Annotated in this window: 12 protein-coding genes; 3 read left to right on the top strand and 9 right to left on the bottom strand. The window is 50.6% G+C overall.

From position 1 onward, the window contains the following. The first annotated feature begins 43 nt into the window (after nt 1-43). Together KOO63_07420 and KOO63_07415 are read left to right on the top strand one after the other, a co-directional pair. Nucleotides 44-496, top strand: coding sequence for a hypothetical protein (locus KOO63_07420; protein ID MBU8921634.1), 453 nt, complete (start codon nt 44-46; stop codon nt 494-496). Then, nucleotides 489-1529: a 4Fe-4S binding protein gene (locus KOO63_07415; GenBank protein ID MBU8921633.1), complete on the top strand. Its 1041-nt coding sequence runs from the start codon at nt 489-491 to the stop codon at nt 1527-1529. The genes KOO63_07420 and KOO63_07415 overlap by 8 nt, the downstream gene beginning before the upstream one ends. Before the next feature lie 32 nt (nt 1530-1561). Here KOO63_07415 and KOO63_07410 read toward each other — a convergent pair whose 3' ends face one another. From KOO63_07410 to KOO63_07400, 3 genes are all read right to left on the bottom strand, one after another. Then, nucleotides 1562-2725, bottom strand: a complete 1164-nt coding sequence (locus tag KOO63_07410; GenBank protein MBU8921632.1) for an ATP-grasp domain-containing protein — start codon at nt 2723-2725, stop codon at nt 1562-1564. A 135-nt stretch (nt 2726-2860) separates the two neighbouring features. Next, nucleotides 2861-5896: a PAS domain S-box protein gene (locus tag KOO63_07405; GenBank protein MBU8921631.1), complete on the bottom strand. Its 3036-nt coding sequence runs from the start codon at nt 5894-5896 to the stop codon at nt 2861-2863. A gap of 172 nt (nt 5897-6068) precedes the next feature. Further along, complete coding sequence (locus tag KOO63_07400) at nt 6069-7436, bottom strand: MFS transporter (GenBank protein ID MBU8921630.1); 1368 nt, start codon at nt 7434-7436, stop codon at nt 6069-6071. A 203-nt stretch (nt 7437-7639) separates the two neighbouring features. On the opposite strand from KOO63_07400, the gene KOO63_07395 reads away from it, so the two are divergent. Continuing rightward, the gene (locus KOO63_07395) at nt 7640-8632 is read left to right on the top strand and encodes a PhzF family phenazine biosynthesis protein (GenBank protein ID MBU8921629.1); all 993 of its coding nucleotides are present in this window, start codon (nt 7640-7642) and stop codon (nt 8630-8632) included. Between the two features lie 10 nt (nt 8633-8642). Here KOO63_07395 and KOO63_07390 read toward each other — a convergent pair whose 3' ends face one another. The 6 genes from KOO63_07390 to KOO63_07365 all read right to left on the bottom strand — a co-directional run. After that, nucleotides 8643-10541 carry a DUF1080 domain-containing protein gene (locus KOO63_07390; protein MBU8921628.1) on the bottom strand — a complete coding sequence of 633 codons (1899 nt, stop codon included), beginning with the start codon at nt 10539-10541 and terminating at the stop codon, nt 8643-8645. 196 nt (nt 10542-10737) lie between these two features. Then, a complete protein-coding gene (locus tag KOO63_07385) occupies nt 10738-12165 on the bottom strand; it encodes an aminotransferase class V-fold PLP-dependent enzyme (protein MBU8921627.1) in 1428 nt (475 codons plus the stop codon). 113 nt (nt 12166-12278) lie between these two features. Further along, the gene (locus KOO63_07380) at nt 12279-12758 is read right to left on the bottom strand and encodes a DsrE/DsrF/DrsH-like family protein (protein ID MBU8921626.1); all 480 of its coding nucleotides are present in this window, start codon (nt 12756-12758) and stop codon (nt 12279-12281) included. A 113-nt stretch (nt 12759-12871) separates the two neighbouring features. Beyond that, complete coding sequence (locus KOO63_07375) at nt 12872-13948, bottom strand: 4Fe-4S dicluster domain-containing protein (GenBank protein ID MBU8921625.1); 1077 nt, start codon at nt 13946-13948, stop codon at nt 12872-12874. Between the two features lie 4 nt (nt 13949-13952). Then, nucleotides 13953-14228: a hypothetical protein gene (locus KOO63_07370; GenBank protein ID MBU8921624.1), complete on the bottom strand. Its 276-nt coding sequence runs from the start codon at nt 14226-14228 to the stop codon at nt 13953-13955. After that, nucleotides 14221-16017 (bottom strand): FAD-dependent oxidoreductase (locus KOO63_07365; GenBank protein ID MBU8921623.1); only part of this gene is annotated, 1797 nt, incomplete at its 5' end. The genes KOO63_07370 and KOO63_07365, both read right to left, overlap by 8 nt.

The raw sequence follows: 16017 nt of genomic DNA, 5'->3' as shown, positions 1-16017 counted from the left end.
CAGGAGCCATTATTAATAAAATATCCCCTGCGAGGAGGCTGACATGAGATTTCTGACATCACTTATCGAGGCAAATAACAACAGCAAAGCCCTTCTTTTCTCCCTCGCACTTGCCGTCCTCGTCCTGTCTGTCTCACCGGCGGCAGCGTGCTGGATGGAATTGAAAGTCATTGACGGCGATAAGGAGACCTTCGCCCCCGGGGACACTGTCACAGTCCTCTTTTCCCTCACCCTGACGCACGGTAACTGCCATGTAGAGATCACCGACACGGAATTCCACGCCTCGGGCGCCGAGATAATCGCCGCGACGAAATGGAAAAAGCTCAAGGACAGGCCGGTTGTGGCGGAGAGAAAGATGATGGTTTTAATAAAAGACGATGGTAATAACGGAGCTGTGACCCTTACCGCCGAGAGAATATGTGAACGCATGGGTGGCAAGTCTTCGCTGGAATTTATCCCTGACAGAAGAAGGGACCCCGGCAATAAAGATGAATAATACGATTATCATCAAGATGCTGACTGCCTTTCTCGTATTCTCCTTTCTTGCAGGGACTGGTGTGGCCTTTGCCCAGGATTCAGATGATTTTCTTCCTCTGGACAAGGCGAATGCCGTCATAGAGGACGACTCCTCGGCAACATCGCCAACTGCTGTTATCCAGACACGACCCTTTTTCACCAGGAACCTCAAGTGGGGCACCATAGCCATCCTCGCTTCGATCGCCGCGGGGTTTTGTCTGCGGTCGAAACAGACCAGAGGCTTGCGTATCGTATTCCTGCTTGCCTCTCTTGTTGTTCTAGGATTCTATAACGGAGCTTGCCCATGTCCGATACTCAGCGTGATGCAGACGGTTCGGCTGGCTGTTGGAAAATCGGTCAGTTGGAAAAGTCTCGTATATTTTGTGGGTCTCATTCCTGTGACATACATCTTCGGCAAGGTCTGGTGCGGCTGGGTATGCCATATGGGCGCGCTCCAGGAATTCATCTTCCTTCCATCGCGTTTCGACCTCTTCAGGTCGGTAAGAGCCCAGAAGGTCATGCGGCTTATGAGGTATATCCTGCTTGCTGCTCTAATCGCCTGGGTCGCCATCACGAAGTATCCTAAATGGTGTATTTACGATCCTTTCAAAACGGCATTCAGTCTTTCTTCCGTCACCTCGGTCGGTTGGTACCTCCTCGGTCTTCTTCTTGTCAGTTCCCTCTTCATCTACAGGCCGTTCTGCAAAGCTGCCTGTCCCATCGGACTCATGCTCGGATGGGTGACGAAGATCCCGGGAGCCTCGGTCATCGGTCTGGGCAGAAAATGTCCACAATGCATGTCTTGCGTCAAAAGCTGCCGCATCGACGCGATAATCGAGGACGACAAGAAGTACAGTGTCGATAATCAGGAATGTATCGCCTGCGGAGAATGTATCGATACCTGCCGTCTGGGCGGAATGAGGCTTTTCAGGAAAGGCAGCGCGCATCCCTCGAAGTTCTCGTGCGATGATCATCCACTCATGGATGATCACTCATGCATATCGGATGAATGATCACTTCTTCATCTCGAAGATCTCGTTAACAGTCAGGTCACGACGTAAGGATGCAGATCGGCCCTGAGTATCCTGTCGATCTCTTCGCGATTATTCTCGTCTGTCTCTGAAAAGGTAAAAGCAAATACGCGATATTTTCTAAAATCCATCTTCCTCATCTCGAGAAGGCTTCCGTAATTCGAAGCGAATCCTTCATAATCGATATCCTTGACATCCTCGATATCTATGTCTTCAGGAACCAGTGCTACATTGAGAGGATATACCTTACCCTCTCTCGTACTGAAGATCTCCTTCCAGTCCGGCTTTTTCCCCTCAAGAAAATACTCGACCGTATTGATCCCCCAGGCATGGTATCCAATATCGGTCGTGCACCATGCCGCGAAACGCATCGGATTGGCTTCTATCGGCACCAGCTTGCCGTCGTCCAGCCTGTACTCCACATGCATCGGGACATTCTTCAGCCCTGCAAGCTCTCCGAACTTTCTCAGTCTACCTTCGAATATATCGTGGCAGCGCTCGATGACTTCCTGCGAAGTGACATATGTACGATCGCTCATATCTGCGTCCGACTTGAAAATATGGTAAAGTATGTTCAGGATCACCGGATTGCCTTCGGAGTCGTAATACAGATCGACAGCGTACTCGTCACCATCGATCAGTTCTTCGATGATGAACCGTCTGGTATCGAGTACCTCTCGCGGATACATCCCCCTGACCCTTTCGACATCCCTTTGTATGTTGGCAAGCACCTCAGGCCATTCATCGTCGGAATCGACCCTATAGACACCGAGCGAAAAGAAACCAATAGCCGGTTTTATGATGAACGGTTTTTTCAGCGTGGAAGTATCGAGACCAGGAAGTGTCTCGTAATCTATCGAAGCGAAAAAGAAATCGGGATATTCGTCCTGTAGCAGCTTTCTATAACTCACCTTGTCCTTGCAAAGTTCTATCATCCCCGGAAGGCTGCTGAAGCTCAGCTTATTCTCCATCCAACCGATCGCGTCTTCCGAATTGCTGTAAAGCAAAGGCTTTTCACTATCCCTGAAAAGGTTAATAAACGTATCTTCATCCATCAGCCTGATATCATGTTCCCGAGCTATTTCTTCACCCATGCTGTTTCTCAGGACCGGCACTTGCAGTCTTTCCAGCATTTCCACCAGTATCCCCGATACATACGGTTTTTCGAGTATAATCATCTTGCCTGACGTCCTTTCATTGATGTCTGGAAAGAAGGGTACTACACGACTGGCTGGTCATCAAAGTCATTTCATCTCAAGGCGAATCACCCGAAAACCGGTACAGGTTCGGTTCGGTTCGGTACAGGGAGGGCATCATACCGCTGTTGTGGGCCCGGCAGTATCCAGTGATTTTCTTATTTTCAGGGAAAGATCATTGTTTGAGAACGGTTTCTGGATATATTCAACACCATCATCAATGATCCCCTGGTGGACGATCACATCGTCAGTGTATCCGGACATATAGATCACGCGAAGACCTGGTATCTTCCCTGCAAGCTTGTCATAGAGTTCTCTGCCATTCATTCCAGGCATGACCACATCGGTCAGGAGCAAGTCTATCCTGTCCGAAAACGACTGCAGACTTCTGAGACATTCCACCGGCCTCGCATACTGGATGACCCGATATCCGCAGCGTGTGAGTATCCTCGAGACCAGGGCCCTTACAATATCCTCATCCTCAACTACAAGGATCGTCTCGCTACCTCCCACTTCCTCGGAAAGGGCTTTTTTGTCCTCATTCACGGCAGGACTGACTACCTCGACTTTTGGCAGATAGATTCTGAATGTTGTACCGATATTCTTTTCGCTGTAAAGCCAGATATTGCCTTTATGCTGCTGTACGATTCCGTAAACGGTCGACAGTCCGAGTCCTGTTCCCTTCCCCTGCTCCTTTGTCGTGTAAAATGGCTCGAACACGCGACTCGCCGTCTCCTCATCCATCCCCTCACCTGTATCACTGAAAGAAAGCTCTACATACCTTCCAGGTACAGTCCCCGGACGCATCTGTATCGAAGATTCCTCAAGCAGGGTCTCGGATACGGTTATGGTTATCCTGCCACCATTCGGCATTGCGTCCATGGCATTGACTGCAAGGTTCATCAGGATCATCTCTATCTGCGTTACATCGACCTCGATCATCGCTGGTTCCATCAGAAGATTTATTTCAAGGACAATATCTTCCCTTATTGTTCTCCTGAGTATCTTTTCAAATCCAGTCAGGATCCCGCACATGTCGACTTTCTTCACTTCAAGCATCTGCTTCCTGCCGAAAGCAAGAAGCTGTCTTGTAAGGTCCCTGCCCCTCTCGGCGGCCATTTTGATTTGTGTGATATCGTCAGCTCGCGGATCTTCGGGTGACAACTCCGTAAGCAGCATTTCCGAATACCCGAGTATCGGAGAGAGCAGGTTATTGAAATCGTGGGCAATGCCGCCGGCCAACAGACCGATCGACTCGACTCTCTGTGACTGCAACAATTGACTGAGCAATTTCTTTCGCTCTGAAATATCCTGTACAGTAACGATGATACCTGCGGGCTTGCCGCGCTCGTCCATAAGCCTGCTCAGTGTCATCCTCGAAGGAAAAACAGATTCGTCCTTACGACGATGCCCCACTTCTGCGCTGGCCCCCCCGTTCCTTTCCAGTTCCTTGAGCAATAAAGCCACTTCTCCTCTTGACTGTTCTTCCGTATGGCTTATCGAATAATCCTGCCCTGTCAACTCCTCCGCCGTATATCCATGCATCCTGGCCCACGAGGTATTGACAAACTGGATCCTGTCATCCATCCCCACGACCGCGATACCGTCGAACGCCTGTTCGAGAGCCGCGCTCTGTTTCCTGATATCCTCCTCGGCCTTCCTTATCTCGGTCACATCCCTTATCAGAGAGGATACTCCGATCACTTTCCCATCGTCGTTTACAAGGGTCGTATTAAACCAGTCACACAGGATGACCCTGCCGTCTTTAGTGATATTCTCGTTCGTGCTTCTGGTGCCACCTCTCTGCTTAAGAAGTTTCTGCCACACATCTGCGACAGAAGGAATGACATCTTCGGGAATAACCAGTTCATCGCTTCTCCTACCGCTGGCTTCTTCGAGAGAGTATCCAAATATGGCTTCAGCTGCCGGGTTCCATTCGATCACCCTGAAATCAGTGTCCCACTGAATGAATCCCAACGGTGTATTATCAATATGGAGAGTCCACCTTTCCCTGGATTCTCTCAATCTCTTCTCCGCGTCTATTCTCTTGGAAACGTCCCTGATGATTCCGACTACGTTTACTTTTCCCTCGATCATCACCGGCGAGATCGTCATCTCTACAGGGAATCTCGAACCGTCCTTCCTGCCCGCGATCATACTGAGGACTTCGCCGAAGAGTCTCGACTGGCCGGTTTTCCTGAACTCTTCCATGATCTCCATGTGATTCGTGTCCGAGTCGGGCGGCAAGACTGCGTCATGAATCGGTTTTCCCGTTACTTCTTCTGCCTTGTACCCGAATATCTTTTCGGCCGCTTCGTTCCAGAACGACACATCCCCCATGTGATCCATCATCACGACCGCATCCATTGCCGACGAACTGATGCTCCTGAATTTCCTTTCACTCATCAGAAGCGATTCCTCGGTCCTCAAACGCTTTCTCTCTATTTCCCGACGCTCTATTATTATGAAGAATGAAAGCAATAGTACGAGAGCCAATATGATGAAAAAGATGAAATTGACGCGTCTGGTGATAAGATCGATCTCCGCGTAGACGTCCTCGACATACATGCCGGTACCGACTATCCATCCCCAGGGCGTGAATCCTTTTACAAAAGAATATTTTGGAACGATACGGGTGCTGTCCGACTTCCATTGCCACAGATACTCTACAAAACCTTCTCCTCCATCTTGCACAGTGTCGACAAAATCGATGAATAGATGATTGCCTTCCGGATCCTTAAAATCACTGAGATCCTTACCCACCAGATCGGTCCTGTAAGGATGCATGATCATCACAGGACGCATATCGTTGATCCAGAAATAATCCTCACGCTCAGGCCCGTACCGGAGTGCTCCGATCCTGTCTATCGCCCTCTCCTGAGCTTCAGCGACACTCAGTTCGCCAGATTCCACTCGAGCGTTATAATCGATCAGTAGTCCCCAGGCAGTATTCGCCAGTTCACTGATCATCTCTTTCTTGGAATCCATCATTGCCCTGCGCAACGCTGGAAGAGCGATGATATAAATCGTGGAAATGAAAAGTATTACTGTGAGAAATATCGGCAGAACGGTCTTGAGTGCGAGTAGACGCCACTCGGCCCCACGTGAAAAGGAGAGGCCATTGTCGCGTTGCCCTGTTGTTCTATCGTCCATCCGACCGTCCAGAGTGGAAACATCCGCATCAGACATGGCGCCTGGGTGTGACCAGGCCCATGCCCCCAGAGACTTACTTGATAATTTATTACTTTCTTATATATGAATCGTTCGTCAGCACCCGTATCCTTAGTGATTTTTTTCATGGATTTCAGAAATAAACTATTCGATCTCATGCATCAGACTTGCGGCGGGAAATAAACAGGAGAACTCCTCCGGTAATAAAGAGCAGTGACAACGATAATATACTGATCCTTGTTGCGACACCGACCCCAAGACCGGCCCTTCTGGCGGCCAGTCCGACCCCTCCCATGAGAATAGGCCCCAGTACCGCGGCAAACTTTCCTGTCATGTTGTAGAACCCAAAATATTCAGCAGATTTACCTTCCGGTATCATCCTTGAGTAATATGAGCGACTCAGAGCCTGGATCCCTCCCTGCACCAGGCCGATGATCACGGCAAGCGCGTAGAATTCTGCCCTGGAAGTCATCATCGAAGCCCACACCGTGACACCAAGGTAGACGATCAGAGCAATGAATATTGCTTTTTCCGCCCCTACTTTTCTACCAAGTATCCCGAATCCCAGCGCGGAAGGAAATCCTACAAACTGGGTTATGAGAAGAGCAAGGATAAGATCCTTTCTCTCCAGACCGATAGAGAGGCCATAATCGACAGCCATTCTGACTATCGTGTCAACACCATCTATATAAAACCAGTAGGCAAGGAGAAAAAGCAGGATCGGACGGAGACTCCTTATCTCACGAAATGTAGACAGGATCTCCTTAATACCCGACCGGATCGTTTCCAGGTCACACCTGCCGCTTCCGCTCTCTTTTTCCCTGACAAACAGGATCAGTGGGATCGTGAATACAGCCCACCATATCCCCACTGTCAGAAAGGAGAATTTCACCGCTTCGCTGGCGTCAGACAATCCGAATCTCGCTGGTGAGACGGTCATCCATACATTGATCGCGAAAAGTACTCCACCACCCAGATAACCAAGTGAATATCCCAGCGAGGATATCATGTCGGCATTCTTTCGATGCGACACGTCCTTCAGCATGGAATCATAGAATACCATCCCCCCGGAAAACCCGATCGAAGCAAGTATATAGATGATCGAAGCAGCCACCCATCGGCCTGAGTTCACAAGATAGAGCGACGAGGTAAGCGCGGCCCCCATATAGGCAAAAAATATGAGGAAACGTTTGCGGGAAGATGACCTGTCGGCTATCGCTCCGATGAAAGGCGCCAGAACAGCAACAACGAGGCCGGCGATAGAATTGATGAGCCCTAGCCTCGCCGTAGTCGTTGTAGTCTCAACTCCAGTGCTCCAGTATTGGTTGAAGAACACCGGGTAAAACCCAGCGATCACAGTAGTTGCAAACGCACTGTTTGCCCAATCATAAATCGCCCATCCAGCTATTGCTCTTCTGTTCGATTTCCAGTAACTCGCCATTCCATCTCTCTTCCCGACATCCGCGTAATGATCCGAAGGCACCCTCATCGTGGAGTCTAATCCAGGGCGTCCTTTAATCAAAGGTAATAAACCCTCTTTCCCGGTGTCGTAATTGCACAACTTGTATTCCGGGGGATACATCGATACTCCCGAACAGGGTCGTGAATAATTATCTGTATAATAATTAATGTGTTACAGATCTTGATTCAGGATATGACCAGCCGGGTCAGTAGGACTTTTGCACTATAGACATGCAATCTGCGGAGTCCAGATATCGGAGGCAGATGAAAGACATTATCTTAAAAAGAATAGACGTATTCACGACGGATCCCTTCTGTGGTAATCCGGCCGGGATCGTCACAAATGCAGACGGCCTGTCCACCGATTCCATGCAGGCTCTGGCTGCCGAGATGAAGATGAACCTGATCGAGTTGGCCTATGTCTCGGAATGCCGCGGAAAAAACGACTTCTCTGTGCGTTTCTTTACTCCTGACAAGGAACTGGAGATCAGCGGCCACGTCATGCTCGCAGCCTGCTATGCCCTGATCGAGGAAGGCAGGATAAAACTTTCGGACGGAATGACAAGAGTCCCATTCGAGACACTCGTAGGCAGTATTCCGCTGGATGTCTACTTCAGGTCTGACTACGAATCAGGAATAGACTTGAATGAGGACGAATCCGGCCTGAGGCTGGATTCAGGTCAGGGGAACAGCGGCATTCTCCAGAAGATCATGATATCTCAACCACGATACTCATTTACGCACTGTGATATCCCTGTCGAAGACATCGCGGAAGTACTGGGAATCGACGCCGCGGAGATAAGGTCAGCGGGGCTGCCATTTGTCAAGGCAAGCAATGAGATCGACTGGCTCATCATCCCCATCAGGAATAAAGAGACGATCGCTGCGATGCGTCCTGATCTCATCAAGCTGGGAATGCTCAATCGAAAATACAATACGTTCAGCAACCAGATCTTTTCCCTGGATACTTTCGACTCCACTTGCATCACATACTCCCGGAACTTCAGCCCGGCAATGGGGCTCTGGGAAGACCCGGCCTCCGCTACCGGATCGGCGGGACTGGGATCATACCTGAGAAAATTCGATATAACAGGCTTGGATTCCATGGTCATGCAGCAGGGCAACGAAACAGACAGCCTCGCACGCATACTGGTGGAGGTCGATGGAAAAGGCAGCGACATATCTATCCGTGTTGGCGGCCTTGCCGTCAAATCAATCGAGAGAAAGATCGATCCATCATCGATGGAACTGGTTTAATACTACAAAATCAATCGAGCTTGTAAGAAACGACCTTGCTATCTCTGAAAGTAGGGATCAACACCATATTCTTCTCGGGTATGAACCCGAAATCAGCCGTGTTCTGTTGCAAAGTCCTCGTATCGAAGAGTAATTTGATTTCTCCTCCAGGTCTTACTCTGAATAATTTACCTTCCCAGTGGGAGACGAGAAGCGAACCGTTCTTCTCCACTTGTATACCATCGATGATTCCCTCTCCCAGTCTGGCAGCTACTTTGCTCTTTCCGTTTTTCAATTCGACCGCCAGCAGTTCCTTCTTTCCGTTATTTCCCACATAAAGCAGGCCGTCATGAAATAGAAGCGCATTCGGGTTATCTATAGCAGGTGCAGTCATCCACTGCTCCCATTTCTCGCCATCATACCTGAATATCACATTTTTTTCCGTATCGGAAACATACTGGTTACCCTTGTCGTCGATCGCAATATCATTGAGGAAGATTACGCCTGGAATCAAGTTCCTGCCGAGAACCTCCCCGGTATCAGGATCTATCTCGGTGACACCTGTCCTTTCGACAACAAATAGACTTCCCCCGGACAATATCATTCCAGTAGGATTGACGAGGCCGTCCACCCATTTCAGTTCCCTGATACTCCCATCGATGTCGAGCCTTGTAATAAACTGGGAGATCGCCGGGTTTCTGAAGTTGAACTGGTCGAAGTTGCTGACATAGATCGATTTTCTCTTCCTGTCGTATACGACCGATTCGGGCATCCTTAATCCCTTTTCCACCTTCCATCCCCTGCTGACTTCCTCAGCGAGGAATTCCGCCATGGCATCCTGAGCTATGAAGCCCCAGCCTCCGAAACTCTCTGCGATCATCACGACGAGGTCGTTCTTCCCCTTCTTGAGAGGAAGATATACTCCGTCGAAAAGCCCGACTATCCCCACGAATGAAGGGTCTCTCTGACGATAACCGCTCAATCCGTTGAAAAGAAGGTCCCCGTTCAGGAAGACAGCGATATAGTCACTGTAACCGAATTTATATTCTCTTCTCTCTTTTCTGTCCGAACGGATAGTGGTCCTGGCGAAGATCACATCAGGTTCCCTGCCCGTTCTCGAATATTTTTTCGCCACATCGACCAGGCCCGTTTCATCTGTGCTGATATTACTCCACGCTATCCCCAGTTCTTTCTCATCGAACTTCGTATCGATATTCAGGTCAAGCACCCTGAACACCTGGGAGATCTTCCAGTCCCTGACCAGGCCAGGGGTGGGATCCATCGGCTCAGGTTCGTCGAATACGAGATCGTCACCGGGAGTAAATCTGAAATTCGAGAAATAGGCGCTGCCGTTCATCTGCCCCTGCACTCCGACCCTCCCCTGTGACACACCATGCTGAAGATGGTCTATTTCCAGCCTGGGGACTTCTTCACCATTTATAAAAACTCTGGCCTGTGAACCCTTGACCTCGAGCCTTACATTAAACCACTCATTGTCTGGAGGATCCCATGCCGCAGAAAACCCGGCACCGCTGTACAACTGCCAGCTGGATATCCCGTTCGTGACCGGTGCATACTGAAGGTCGTCCCCGTAAAGTCCCTCTCTGTGTGCTCGCACATAGAAATGCTCATAATTACCCCGCCCTGATATCCTGAAGACGAAGCCAGCGTATGATCTCGCTTCTGTAACAGCCATGTCGACTTCAAGAACACCGTCTCCGAATTCGACATCTTTGAGTAGAGCGAACCCCATCAGACATTCCCTGCCCTGAAACTCGGTCACTTTTGCCGAAAGAAAATCCCAGTGCTCGGTATCGAAAGGTATGATTCCTTCCTCATTACCTGAGGCCGAGGCATCCGCGCCACTGACAACAAGAACCGCCACTACCATTCCCAAAACCAGTCTTCCCATGATCAAGACTCGTCTCATAAAAATCCCCTTTCACGATTAAGATGGCCACGCCCGTCAATTCAACTGATCTTTGATCGTCCTTCCCCTGTATACACATGAAACCCTGGTTCGGCATTTTTTATAGAAAATATGAAAATATTGCTGCGGAAGGAATGGGACTATCATACCGGCCAGGAGATGGGGGGGAAACTCTTACTACTATTGCGTGAACACTCTACTGCACAAACTGGCGGACCAGTTCGAGAAACAGCCGAACGTCTCTGAAATTCGAGGCGATGCCCGTCGAGACACGGACCGCTCCGGTGCTCTTTCCATCTATACACTGCCGGAACTCATCGATGGTCATCCTCGACTCCGGGCCCTGCATACAGGTTATCATCTCATCCTTCGAGAGTCCGAGAGCAAGTTCGCCAGCGCCAGGATTACAGAAACAGCCAGTCCGGAGGGATATCTTCCATTCGTTCGCTTTCTTTTCGACGAGCTGATGGTCGATCACTGTGCCTTCTCTGTCGTAAATATTGATAGTGACACTCCCCCCTCTCATCTTACGTTCTGTCGGACCATAAAGCCTGACGACAGACTTTCCGTTTCCATGTTTCAGACCAAGAAGGTTCATGATGAGCCAGTGACTGAGACACCCCACCCTTTCATGGATATATTCTATACCGACAGATTCAAGGTGTTCGAGCCCGACACATATCGCTGGCAGATTAGCGTAATCAAGGGTGCCGTCTTCGAACCCCTCAGCTCCCGGAGCGAGATAAAACTGGTCGGCCTGAACTGAGACCACCGTTATGGTCCCACCGGCGAACCAGGGCCTGTGAAGCTTTTCGAGGGCCTCTCTTCTGGCTATAAGGCATCCTACCCCGGTAGGGTATCCGAACATCTTGTAAAACGATATAGTGACAAAATCAGGGTTCCATACGCTCAGATCGAGCCTGTTCGTCGGAACGAATGCCGCCGCGTCAAGAAGCACGTCCCACCCCCTTGATTTCGCCAGTTCGATCCATTCCAGCGGATACTGGACACCAGAGAAATTCGATTGAGCGGGATAGGCGAAAAGCCCATTCTCGGATGCGTCCTTCCCGTCGAGATATTCCTCGAGGACGGTCTGGTTGATCCTGAGATCGGGAGGAATGACCGGAACATACCTGGTCACGGCACCATGAGTCTTATCGAACTCCCTTATCCCGAGCACACTGTTATGGTTGTCGAAGCTGAGAAGAAGCTGGTCTCCATTTCGGAACGGATAGGACTCTCCCACCAGCTTCAAGGCCTGGCTCGCGTTTGCGGTGAAGACAGGCACATATTCATCGGGAGAAGCGTTGAAGAACTCCAGCACCCGTTTCCTGCATTCCTCCACTTTCCGCGTAGTAAATGTCGAAGTCGGATTCGACGAATGCGGGTTGCCAAGGACATTCCCAATAAGGAACTCCGAATGACGTCTTATCTGGCTGTCGGCATACAGGCCACCGCCCGTATAGTCGAGGTATATATGCCCCTGGGAATCGAGCCTGGAGAATTCCTTTACTCTTAACTCGTCGAGCTTATCCGTGTTCCTGTATTCGGGATATTCTTTGAGAAATTCACGGTAGCTTATTGCTATTTCTTCTTCCGAAACATGCTTCGTTGAATCGTTCAAGGGATTCCTACCTCCAGCTGGACATCACCCGATTCTTCCCGGCCACAGGCCGTGGAAGGGCTTTCGTCGATCTCAGAAGTAAGTTATACGACCCGGCTCCATTATTCCAGCATTTATATAAAGAGCGAGAAATTCGAATCTGAGGCCTCGGAAATAAAAGTGGCGACTCCACCTATCTCCACTCCCTCGATGAAATCTCCCTTGGCGATCTCCATCACGTTCATGCTCATCTCGCAGGCAACCAGTCTTACTCCCTGCTCCTTTGCCTGCTCGATCAGTTTCGGCAACGACATGACATTCTGATCCTTCATCATCTTCTTGAACATCCAGCGTCCGATCCCGCCGAAATTAAACTTCGAGGGACCCAGCCTGTCGGCTCCTCCCCTGTTCATCAGACCGAGCATCCGGCCGAAGAAACTCTTCCCTGTGAGGTTACCTTTCTGCAGGGCTTTAAGTCCCCAGAAGGTGAAGAACATCGTGACATCCATATCGAATGCCGCAGCTCCGTTGGCGATGATAAATGCACCCATCACCTTGTCCATGTCGCCGCTTAAAACGACAAGACTGGCCTTTTCCCGTACGTTTTCCTCCATAACTTTCCTCCTGTCATTACATGTCCGGTGATCTAAACCGGCTCTCCCTGTCAGGCTTTCCCCCGGACAGGCCTGATGCCCGCACGAAGGGCACCACTACTTGATATTTTAGTTTATCTAATGCCCGCAAGCCAAAGGGCCATAGGGCGATATATCATGTGTGCAAACTTGGTAAATGGCAACGAAACGAGCAAGTCGAATACGGCAATCAGATGAAAAGCAAATGTGATGTAAGCTGCTCTCGGCATCTCGAGGACCTTGAAAAGATCCATTACAAACCCGCTCGAGACGGAAAGTACGATCAGCACCAGGAATATCCAGTCCGAAGGATGAGACCTCTTGAAAGGCCATCCTTTCCTGCCCGCCCTGAGGTATATAAAGTAGGATGTGCCGACAAGAGTCAACACCCCGAAAACAGAGCCCAGGATGAACGGTATCGACCTGCTGATCCCAAGATACTCGTAATCTATCCCCATGACCAGGATGGTGGCGAGAAACATTCCGGCAAATCCCCAGAAGACTCCCATATGTGCCCAGTACCTCTTCCTGTCCCCTTCGCATTTTGTAGTCCTTCTCTGCAACAGGGCTTCACGCACTACGGGAATGAAAGAAGAGGCCAGGTCCTTCAGTTTTGGTTTCTTCCGCCCCCTGAAGGTAAGTGCCCTGACCATGATTGTGAGGTTCAGCGCAAGGGCCACGGACAGGAACCATCCGAAGGTCACCCCTGCGTTATGTATGTGCTCAAGGGACATGAAGGAGAGGAATTCGACTTCCTCGAGATTCATGGATCGGTCGTAATAGAAGACTATCAGCATTAACGCAACAAGAGTGAGAAATATCCATGCCGCTCCTGAAGCGAAAGAAGAGTAGAAGAGGTCAGCGATCTTTCCGAAAGAATACTTCCTTATCGCGAACCTTCTAAGGGCCATCATGAGGCCGCCGGGATCTGCCTCCCTCGGGCATGTGTCGCTGCATTCGCCACAGTAGTAACAGAACCAGGGCTCAGGCGAGGACACGAGTTTCTCCTGCAGGCCAAGCAGCGAGTACCTTATCATCTTTCTTGGAAAGGAGACATCGCCTTCCGAAAGGGGACAGATGGCGCTGCAGTTGCCACAGCTGTAGCAGGCCTCCATATCGAAGGCTCCCAGCTCCTTTACCTTTTTCCGAATATTCCGGTCGACTTTCTGCATCTCTCTAATCCCTCACCGCGAGAGCATACTTGTAATAGCCCTCGTCTGTGACTTCGCCGGTCGCCGTGATATACCCGTATCTCCAGCAACCCATCATCCAGCGCATCGTCTCGTGGGTCTCTGCTCCTATCGCCTCAGCGACCTCGGGAACAGTCATCGGCCCGGGTTTCAATGCTTCCAGTATGGGTCCCCTCATGGCTGACTCCATCCTGGACATCTCTTTCCTCTTACCTGATATCTCGATGCTCTCGGGAAAGGCCTTTTCGATCCTGTCAGACACCTTCGACCTCCCTGGCAAATCCCTCTATCATCGACATGACCTGTTCATCGGTGAACCCCTTGAGCTGCAGGGCGTCCTTCGAACATACCGGCAGGCAGGCGCCACAGCCGGTACACAGGACGTCTGTAACGTAAGCTATCTCCCTACCGTCCTCCTCTATCTTCGAAATGGCGCCATAGGGGCAGGCAGGCTCGCATTCACCGCACCAGCTACAGAGTCCGTTCCTCACGAATGCCACGAAAGGCTGAAGATCGACATAACCCTTTACCAGAAGCGACGCCGCCTTTGAGACAGCTGAGAGTGAACAGATGACAGACTCGGTCGAATTCTTCGGCGACTGGCAGCTCCCTGCCAGATAAACACCGGCTATCACAGTCTCCACGGGACGTAGTTTAGTATGTATCTCGTTGTAGAACCTGTCAGTTCCCAGCGGAAGCCTCAGTATCGATGTCAACTCGGTGTTATCCGCCGGAATCATGCCTGTGACCAGGACGACCAGGTCCACTGGTATCTCGATCTCTTCACCACAGGTGAGAAGGTCCTTCACGTTCACTTTCAGCTCGTTGCCCACCAAAGATACCTCAGGTTTCTCTTTCGGATCAAATCGAAGAAATATCGATCCGCTACTGGAAGCATCCTCGTAGAGCTGCTCGAATTTTCCGTATGTCCGTATGTCCCTGTAGAGATGATATGAATCCATTCCGCCTGGCAACCCGGCGGCAAGCGTCGAGGCGTGTACGGCGGCATTGCAGCAATATCTCGAACAGTATCTGTTCCCGTCTTCCACTTCAGGGCCCTGCCTGCTTCCGACACAATATATATACGCGACTGTACCCACCCTTCGCCCCTTGTATATCAGAGGGCTGCCGGTGGCCTTCTCGATCATCTGTTCGAACTCAGGAAGAGTCACGACACCACTCAGGCCCATGCCGTACTCACCTTCAGCTGGCTCGTAGGGCCTGAATCCCGTAGCCACTATTATAGCGCCGATGTTCAGATCTATCTCGTCTCCGGAAGAAACTCTTATTCTGACATCGAAGTTCCCGATATATCCTTCCCTCGATACCATCTTCGAACCGGTATAGAGGGTTATGTTGCTTCTTTCCTCGACCTGCTCCATCAGGCGGTCGATTATCTCCGAACCCTTCCTGCCCGAGGGATACATCGCCCCCAGAGTGCCGACCGTTCCACCGACATTATTCTCTCTTTCGACCAGATAGACTTCCACGCCAAGATCAGCCGCTTCGATTGCCGCCCTCAACCCCGCTATGCCCGCGCCGATTATCAGGACCCTTTTGACCGAGGTGACTCTTATAGGCTCGAGAGGCTCTGTCAGTTTCGCCTTCTCCAGGCCACCCCTGACAAGACCCACGGCCTTTTTCGTTGCTCCCTTCGGGTCGTCCGAATGGGCCCATGAACACTGTTCCCTTATATTCACCTGTATGTACTGAAACTGATTCAACCCGGCTCTGTCGGCGGCGCTCCTGAAGGTGGAGAGGTGGAGTTTCGGTGAGCAGGATGCGACGACGATCCCGTCGAGGTTCATCTCCCTGATATCCTCCATGATCTGGTTCTGGGAGGCGTCAGAACAGGTGAACATTGTGGTCCTGGTCACGACCACGTCATGGTCTTTCTCTATATCGGATTTGACTTTTTCGACGTCGACATAATCGGAGATGTTACCCCCGCAATGGCAGATGTAGACTCCGACCTTCCTCTTGCTCATCGGCCCTTCCTCTTTCTCTCCATATATGACGCTGCCTGCACAGCTGCGGCACCTGAATGCAGT

The organism is Candidatus Latescibacterota bacterium, from assembly GCA_019038625.1.
Lineage (GTDB): Bacteria > Krumholzibacteriota > Krumholzibacteriia > Krumholzibacteriales > Krumholzibacteriaceae > JAGLYV01.
Note: the sequence above shows the minus strand (reverse complement) of the source record. Positions and strands in the feature narration are given on the sequence as shown.

Excerpts from the sequence above, each read along its gene's own strand:
- KOO63_07410 (MBU8921632.1), bottom strand. The coding sequence starts at position 2,725 with ATGATTATACTCGAAAAACCGTATGTATCGGGGATACTGGTGGAAATG.
- KOO63_07375 (MBU8921625.1), bottom strand. The coding sequence starts at position 13,948 with ATGCAGAAAGTCGACCGGAATATTCGGAAAAAGGTAAAGGAGCTGGGA.
- KOO63_07380 (MBU8921626.1), bottom strand. The coding sequence starts at position 12,758 with ATGGAGGAAAACGTACGGGAAAAGGCCAGTCTTGTCGTTTTAAGCGGC.
- KOO63_07405 (MBU8921631.1), bottom strand. The coding sequence starts at position 5,896 with ATGGACGATAGAACAACAGGGCAACGCGACAATGGCCTCTCCTTTTCA.
- KOO63_07395 (MBU8921629.1), top strand. The coding sequence starts at position 7,640 with ATGAAAGACATTATCTTAAAAAGAATAGACGTATTCACGACGGATCCC.
- KOO63_07415 (MBU8921633.1), top strand. The coding sequence starts at position 489 with ATGAATAATACGATTATCATCAAGATGCTGACTGCCTTTCTCGTATTC.
- KOO63_07390 (MBU8921628.1), bottom strand. The coding sequence starts at position 10,541 with ATGAGACGAGTCTTGATCATGGGAAGACTGGTTTTGGGAATGGTAGTG.
- KOO63_07420 (MBU8921634.1), top strand. The coding sequence starts at position 44 with ATGAGATTTCTGACATCACTTATCGAGGCAAATAACAACAGCAAAGCC.